This is a genomic window from Streptomyces sp. NPDC097619 (genome assembly GCF_040302735.1).
GTDB lineage: Bacteria > Actinomycetota > Actinomycetes > Streptomycetales > Streptomycetaceae > Streptomyces.
Genome location: NZ_JBEOSD010000106.1, coordinates 21,452 through 28,126, shown reverse-complemented (window position 1 = coordinate 28,126; position 6,675 = coordinate 21,452). Strand labels below are relative to the sequence as shown.

The window sequence follows — 6,675 nt, the reverse complement described above, 5'->3', positions numbered from 1 at the left end:
GCGTCCGGGCCCTGAACCTCCGGTCATTCCTTGGGGAAGGCAGCGCGGACGCCCGCGCCGACGCCACCCCGAAGCAGTCCCTGGGTCGCCCCACGGCCCCGGCGCGCGGTCGGGCGCGCGGTCGGGTCGTCGCGCCCGGTGCGGGAGAATGGATCCATGCCTTCCGTACTGCCCGACGGCGAACCCGTGCCCGAAGACGGGGCGCTGCCCGCCTCCGCCCTGGCCGGGGCGGCCGACCGGCCCCTCGGGTTCTACCTGCACGTGCCGTACTGCGCGACCCGCTGCGGCTACTGCGACTTCAACACCTACACCGCCACCGAGCTGCGCGGCACCGGAGGCGTGCTCGCCTCCCGCGACAACTACGCCGACACCCTCGCCGAGGAGGTCCGGCTCGCCCGCAAGGTGCTCGGCGACGACCCCCGGCAGGTCCGCACGGTGTTCGTGGGCGGCGGCACCCCCACCCTGCTGCCCGCCGCCGACCTGGTCCGGATGCTCGCCGTGATCCGCGAGGAGTTCGGGCTCGCCCCCGACGCCGAGATCACCACCGAGGCCAACCCGGAATCCGTGGACCCCCGCTACCTGGAGGAACTCCGCGCGGGCGGCTACAACCGGATCTCCTTCGGCATGCAGAGCGCCCGGCAGCACGTCCTGAAGGTCCTCGACCGCACCCACACCCCGGGGCGCCCCGAAGCCTGCGTGGGCGAGGCCCGCGCCGCCGGCTTCGAGCACGTCAACCTCGACCTGATCTACGGCACCCCGGGGGAGTCCGACGCCGACTGGCGGGCCTCCCTGGACGCGGCCCTCGGCGCCGGACCCGACCACATCAGCGCCTACGCCCTGATCGTCGAGGAGGGCACCCAGCTGGCCCGGCGGATCCGCCGCGGCGAGGTCCCCATGACCGACGACGACGTGCACGCCGACCGCTACCTGATCGCCGACGAGGTCCTCGCCGCGGCCGGCTACTCCTGGTACGAGGTGTCCAACTGGGCCACCACCGAGGCCGGACGCTGCCTGCACAACGAGCTGTACTGGCGCGGCGCCGACTGGTGGGGGGCCGGACCGGGCGCCCACAGCCACGTGGGCGGGGTCCGCTGGTGGAACGTCAAGCACCCCGGCGCCTACGCGGCCGCCCTCGCGGAGGGCCGCTCCCCGGGCGCGGGCCGCGAGCTCCTCTCCGAGGAGGACCGGCGCGTGGAACGGATCCTGCTGGAGCTGCGCCTCGTGGAGGGCGTGCCGCTCTCCCTGCTGGCCCCCGCGGGCCTGGCGGCGGCCGGGCGGGCGCTGGCGGACGGGCTGCTGGAGGCGGAGCCGTACGCCGAGGGGCGGGCCGTGCTCACCCTGCGGGGCCGGCTGCTGGCCGATGCCGTGGTGCGGGACCTGGTGGACTGAGGCCCGCGGGGCGGGTCCGGAGGCTCGGCCCCCGGACCCCCGCGCCTCATCCGGTCGGGCCGGAACCCTCCGCCGTGACGAAGTCGATGAGTTCCTCCACGCGTCCCAGGAGGGCGGGGTCCAGGTCCCGGTAGGAGGTCACCTTCGACAGGATGTGCTGCCAGGCGGCGCCGGTGTTCTCCGGCCAGCCGAGGGCCCGGCAGACGCCCGTCTTCCAGTCCTGGCCGCGCGGGACCCGGGGCCAGGCCGGGATGCCCACCGCGGAGGGCTTCACGGCCTCCCACACGTCGATGTAGGGGTGGCCCACCACCAGGACGTGCGGATCCGTCACCGTCGCCGCGATGCGGGACTCCTTCGAACCGGTCACCAGGTGGTCCACCAGGACGCCCAGCCGGGCGTCGGGGCCGGGGGCGAACCCGGCGACCACCGCGGGCAGGTCGTCCACGCCCTCCAGGTACTCCACGACCACGCCCTCGACGCGCAGGTCGTCGCCCCAGACCTTCTCCACCAGCTCCGCGTCGTGCCGGCCCTCCACATAGATCCGGCCCGCCCGAGCCACCCGCGCCCGGGCGCCCGGCACCGCCAGGGAGCCGGAGGCGGTGAGACGCGGTCCGGCCGGGGCGGCCGGGGCCCGGGAGGGGCGGACCAGGGTGACCGGCACCCCGTCCAGCAGGAAGCCGCGCGGCTCCAGAGGGAAGGCCCGGTGCTTGCCGAAGCGGTCCTCCAGGGTGACGGTGCCGCCCTCGCAGGCCACCACGGCCCCGCAGAAGCCCGTACCGGCCTCCTCGACCACCAGGTCGCGGTCGGCCGCCACCTCGGGGACGGGGCGGGCGGCGCCGCGCTTCCAAGGCGGGGTCAGGTCGGCTGAGTACTCACGCATTCGTACGACAGTAGGGAGAGGGTCCCGGTCAGGCGGGCGACACGCCGAAACGCGCGGCCAGTGTGGCGCGTTGCGCACGGACGAACCCGGCCGACACCACCGCCCCGTGTCCGGGCACGTACAGGGCCTCCTCGCCGCCCAGTGACAGCAGCCGGTCCAGGGCCGCGGGCCACTGCGAGGGAACGGCGTCGGGGCCGGCCTGGGGCTCCCCGGACTCCTCGACCAGGTCCCCGCAGAACACCACCTCCCGCTCCCCGGGCACGAACACCGCGAGGTCGTGGCCGGTGTGCCCGGGGCCCACGTTCGCCAGCAGCACCTGGAGCCCGCCCAGGTCCAGGGTCCACTCCCCGGACACCGGGTGCTTCGGCAGCACGAGCTGTTCCGCGGAGTCCTCGGCGTCGGCCTCCGGCAGGCCGTGCCGCACGGCGTCCTGTCGGAGCACCTCGCGCTCGGAGTCCAGCAGCCCGGCCAGTCCCACCGCGCCGAACACCTCGGCCCCGGAGAAGGCCGCGGCCCCCAGGACATGATCGAAGTGGCCGTGGGTGAATGCGATATGGGTCACGTGCCGACCGGTCAGCCGCTCCGCCTGCCCGCGGATCCCGGCGCCCTCCCGGACGCTCGACCCCGGGTCGACCAGCAGCACCGAACGCTCGCCCACCACCAGTCCCACGGTGCAGTCCCACCCCGGGAGCCTGCGCCGGCCGACCCGTCCGGTCAGCCGTTCCCAGCCCGCCTCTTCCCAACGCACGTCCATGCCGCGACGCTACCCTGACGGGCGCGGCCGAGCCGCCCTTGCTAGGGGTGTACCTCCCCGCCGTACACTGACCGGGGGTTCTCTGGCACTCGTCAGCGCCGAGTGCCAACGTGCCGGACCGACAGGGGGCCGGTGCGACCGGGGGCGACCCGGACCGGGATCACAAGCTGGAGGTGCGCGCGATGCTGAGCGAACGCAGGCTCGAGGTGCTGCGCGCCATCGTCCAGGACTACGTCGGGACCGAGGAGCCGGTCGGCTCCAAGGCGCTCACCGAGCGGCACCGGTTGGGCGTCTCGCCCGCCACCGTGCGCAACGACATGGCGGTGCTGGAGGAGGAGGGCTACATCGCCCAACCCCACACCAGCGCCGGACGCATCCCCACGGACAAGGGCTACCGCCTCTTCGTGGACCGGCTCGCGGGGGTCAAGCCCCTCTCCACCCCGGAGCGGCGGGCCATCCAGAACTTCCTCGACGGGGCCGTGGACCTCGACGACGTGGTCGGCCGCACGGTGCGGCTGCTCGCGCAGTTGACCCGGCAGGTGGCGGTGGTCCAGTACCCCTCGCTCACCCGCTCCACGGTCCGCCACGTCGAACTGCTCGGCCTGGCCCCGGCCCGGCTGATGCTGGTGTTGATCACCGACACCGGGCGGGTCGAACAGCGCATGGTCGACGCGCCCGCGCCCTTCGGCGAGGCCGCCCTGGCCGACCTGCGGGCGCGGCTCAACAGCCGGGTGGTCGGGCGGCGGTTCGCCGACGTCCCCACCCTGGTGCAGGACCTGCCCGAGCAGTTCGAGGTCGAGGACCGCGGCACCGTACAGGTGGTCCTCGCCATCCTGTTGGAGACGCTGGTCGAGGAGACCGAGGAGCGGTTGGTGATCGGGGGGACCGCCAACCTCACCCGCTTCGGGCACGACTTCCCCCTGACGATCAGGCCGGTGCTGGAGGCCTTGGAGGAGCAGGTCGTGCTCCTCCGGTTGCTCGGCGAGGCCAATGAATCGGGCATGACGGTGCGAATCGGACATGAGAACGCCTATGAAGGGCTGAACTCCACGTCCGTCGTGTCGGTCGGCTACGGTTCGGGCGGCGAGGCAGTCGCCAAACTCGGCGTGGTCGGACCGACCCGCATGGACTACCCCGGAACGATGGGAGCGGTACGCGCAGTGGCACGTTACGTCGGACAGATCCTGGCGGAGTCGTAAGTGGCCACGGACTACTACGCCGTACTCGGCGTGCGCCGCGACGCATCGCAGGACGAGATCAAGAAGGCCTTCCGCAAGCTCGCCCGCGAGCTGCACCCGGACGTCAACCCCGATCCCAAGACGCAAGAGCGTTTCAAGGAGATCAACGCGGCGTACGAGGTGCTGTCGGACCCGCAGAAGAAGCAGGTCTACGACCTCGGCGGCGACCCGCTGTCCTCCTCGGGCGGCGGGGGCGCGGGCGGCTTCGGCGCCGGTGGCTTCGGCAACTTCTCGGACATCATGGACGCCTTCTTCGGACAGGCCTCCCAGCGCGGCCCGCGCTCGCGGACCCGCCGCGGCCAGGACGCGATGATCCGGCTGGACCTGGAGCTCGACGAGGCCGCCTTCGGCACCACCAAGGAGATCCAGGTCGACACCGCCGTGGTGTGCACGACCTGCTCCGGTGAGGGCGCCGCGCCCGGCACCTCCGCCCAGACCTGCGACATGTGCCGCGGTCGGGGCGAGGTCTCCCAGGTCACCCGCTCCTTCCTGGGCCAGGTCATGACCTCCCGGCCCTGCCCCCAGTGCCAGGGTTTCGGCACCGTGGTCCCGACCCCGTGCCCCGAGTGCGCGGGCGACGGCCGGGTCCGCTCCCGCCGCACCCTGACCGTCAAGATCCCGGCCGGCGTCGAGAACGGCACCCGGATCCAGCTCGCGGGCGAGGGCGAGGTCGGCCCCGGCGGCGGCCCCGCCGGCGACCTGTACGTGGAGATCCACGAGCTGCCGCACCCGGTGTTCCAGCGCCGCGGGGACGACCTGCACTGCACGGTCACCCTCCCGATGACGGCGGCCGCGCTGGGCACGAAGTGCCCGCTGGAGACCCTGGACGGCATGGAGGAGGTCGACATCCGGCCCGGTACCCAGTCCGGCCAGTCGATCCCGCTGCACGGGCGCGGCGTCACGCACCTGCGCGGCGGCGGCCGCGGCGACCTCATCGTGCACGTCGAGGTCCAGACCCCGGCCAAGCTGGACCCCGCGCAGGAGGACCTGCTGCGCCAGCTCGCCAAGCTCCGCGGCGAGGAACGGCCCATGGGCCAGTTCCAGCCCGGCCAGCAGGGGCTGTTCTCCCGGCTGAAGGACGCCTTCAACGGTCGCTGACGCCGAGTCCGCCCCGGGGCCCCTCGTCGGGGGTCCGGGGTGGTCCCCGGGTGGTGCCGCCGGCCCGGCCGGCAGGGGTTGTTCCCCCGCCTGAGGCACGCCTTCAACGGTCGCCTCCCACGGTCGCCGAGCCGTTTCCGCGCCCGCGGTCCCCGAGTCGGGGTCGCGGGCGCCGGCGCGTTCCGGGCGCCGACTATGCCAGGCGAAAGCACCGATTCGGACGGGGGCGGGCGACGTGGCACGATGCGCTCATGTCCTCCGCACTGAGCGGTCTGTGCCGCTATCCGATCGTGCAGGCGCCCATGGCGGGCGGCGCCTCCCGCCCCGAACTGGCCGCCGCCGTCTCGGACGCGGGCGGACTCGGCTTCCTCGCCGGGGGCTACAAGACCACCGACGGCATGTACCACGAGATCAAGCGCCTCCGGGCGCTGACCCCGCGCGCCTTCGGGGTCAACCTCTTCATGCCGCAGCCCGCCCTCGCGGACCCCGCCGCCGTCGCCACCTACCGGGGGCAGCTCGCGGGCGAGGCCGCCTGGTACGAGACCCCCCTGCCGGAGGACCCGTCGGAGGGCAGCACCGACGACGCCTACGAGGCGAAGGTCGCCATCCTGCTCGACGACCCCGTCCCGGTGGTCTCCTTCACCTTCGGCTGCCCGACCCCCGAGGTCCTGGCGGCCTTCGCCCGCGTGGGCACCCGCACCGTGGTCACCGTCACCTCCGCCGACGAGGCCCGGACCGCCCAGCGGGCCGGGGCCGTCGCCGTGTGCGTACAGGGCATCGAGGCGGGCGGCCACCAGGGCACCCACCGCGACGACCCGGAGGCCGACGGTTCCGGCTTCGGGCTGCTGGCCCTGGTCGCCCAGGTCCGCGAGGCGGTGGCGCTGCCCATCCTCGCCGCGGGCGGCCTGATGCGCGGGGAGCAGATCGCGGCCGTGCTGGCCGCCGGGGCCGAGGCCGCGCAGCTCGGCACCGCCTTCCTGGTGTGCCCGGAGTCCGGGGCCGCCGCGGTGCACAAGAAGGCCCTCACCGACCCGCTGTTCACCCGTACCGAGCTGACCCGGGCCTTCTCCGGGCGCCCGGCCCGGGGCCTGGTCAACCGCTTCCTGCGGGAGCACGGCCCCTACGCGCCCGCCGCCTACCCGCAGGTGCACCATCTGACCGCCGGCCTGCGCCGGGCCGCGGCCGCGGCGGGCGACCCGCAGGGCATGGCCCTGTGGGCCGGGCAGGGTCACCGGCTGGCCCGTACGATGCCCGCCGGGCAACTGGTCGAGGTGCTGGTGGCCGAGCTGGCCGAGGCCCGCGCCCGCCGCGACTGA

The 6,675-nt window shown here is 74.3% G+C and carries 6 protein-coding genes; 4 read left to right on the top strand and 2 right to left on the bottom strand.

What is annotated here, in order from left to right:
* Positions 1 to 156 precede the first annotated feature (156 nt).
* A complete protein-coding gene (gene hemW / locus ABTZ17_RS25290) occupies positions 157 to 1,389 on the top strand; it encodes a radical SAM family heme chaperone HemW (RefSeq protein ID WP_352197993.1) in 1,233 nt (410 codons plus the stop codon).
* Between the two features lie 46 nt (positions 1,390 to 1,435).
* On the opposite strand, the gene ABTZ17_RS25285 is transcribed toward hemW, so the two are convergent.
* Both ABTZ17_RS25285 and ABTZ17_RS25280 read right to left on the bottom strand, forming a co-directional pair.
* A complete protein-coding gene (locus ABTZ17_RS25285; RefSeq protein WP_352197992.1) occupies positions 1,436 to 2,269 on the bottom strand; it encodes a DUF3097 domain-containing protein in 834 nt (277 codons plus the stop codon).
* 28 nt (positions 2,270 to 2,297) lie between these two features.
* Entirely contained in the window at positions 2,298 to 3,023 is a 726-nt protein-coding gene (locus tag ABTZ17_RS25280) for an MBL fold metallo-hydrolase (RefSeq protein ID WP_352197991.1), read from the bottom strand.
* Positions 3,024 to 3,205: 182 nt separating this feature from the next.
* Between ABTZ17_RS25280 and hrcA the strand changes: the two genes are divergently transcribed.
* The 3 genes from hrcA (at position 3,206) to ABTZ17_RS25265 (ending at position 6,675) form a co-directional block, all read left to right on the top strand.
* Positions 3,206 to 4,222: a heat-inducible transcriptional repressor HrcA gene (gene hrcA / locus ABTZ17_RS25275; RefSeq protein WP_352197990.1), complete on the top strand. Its 1,017-nt coding sequence runs from the start codon at positions 3,206 to 3,208 to the stop codon at positions 4,220 to 4,222.
* Positions 4,223 to 5,359: a molecular chaperone DnaJ gene (gene dnaJ, locus ABTZ17_RS25270; protein WP_352197989.1), complete on the top strand. Its 1,137-nt coding sequence runs from the start codon at positions 4,223 to 4,225 to the stop codon at positions 5,357 to 5,359.
* A 251-nt stretch (positions 5,360 to 5,610) separates the two neighbouring features.
* Positions 5,611 to 6,675: a nitronate monooxygenase gene (locus ABTZ17_RS25265; RefSeq protein ID WP_352197988.1), complete on the top strand. Its 1,065-nt coding sequence runs from the start codon at positions 5,611 to 5,613 to the stop codon at positions 6,673 to 6,675.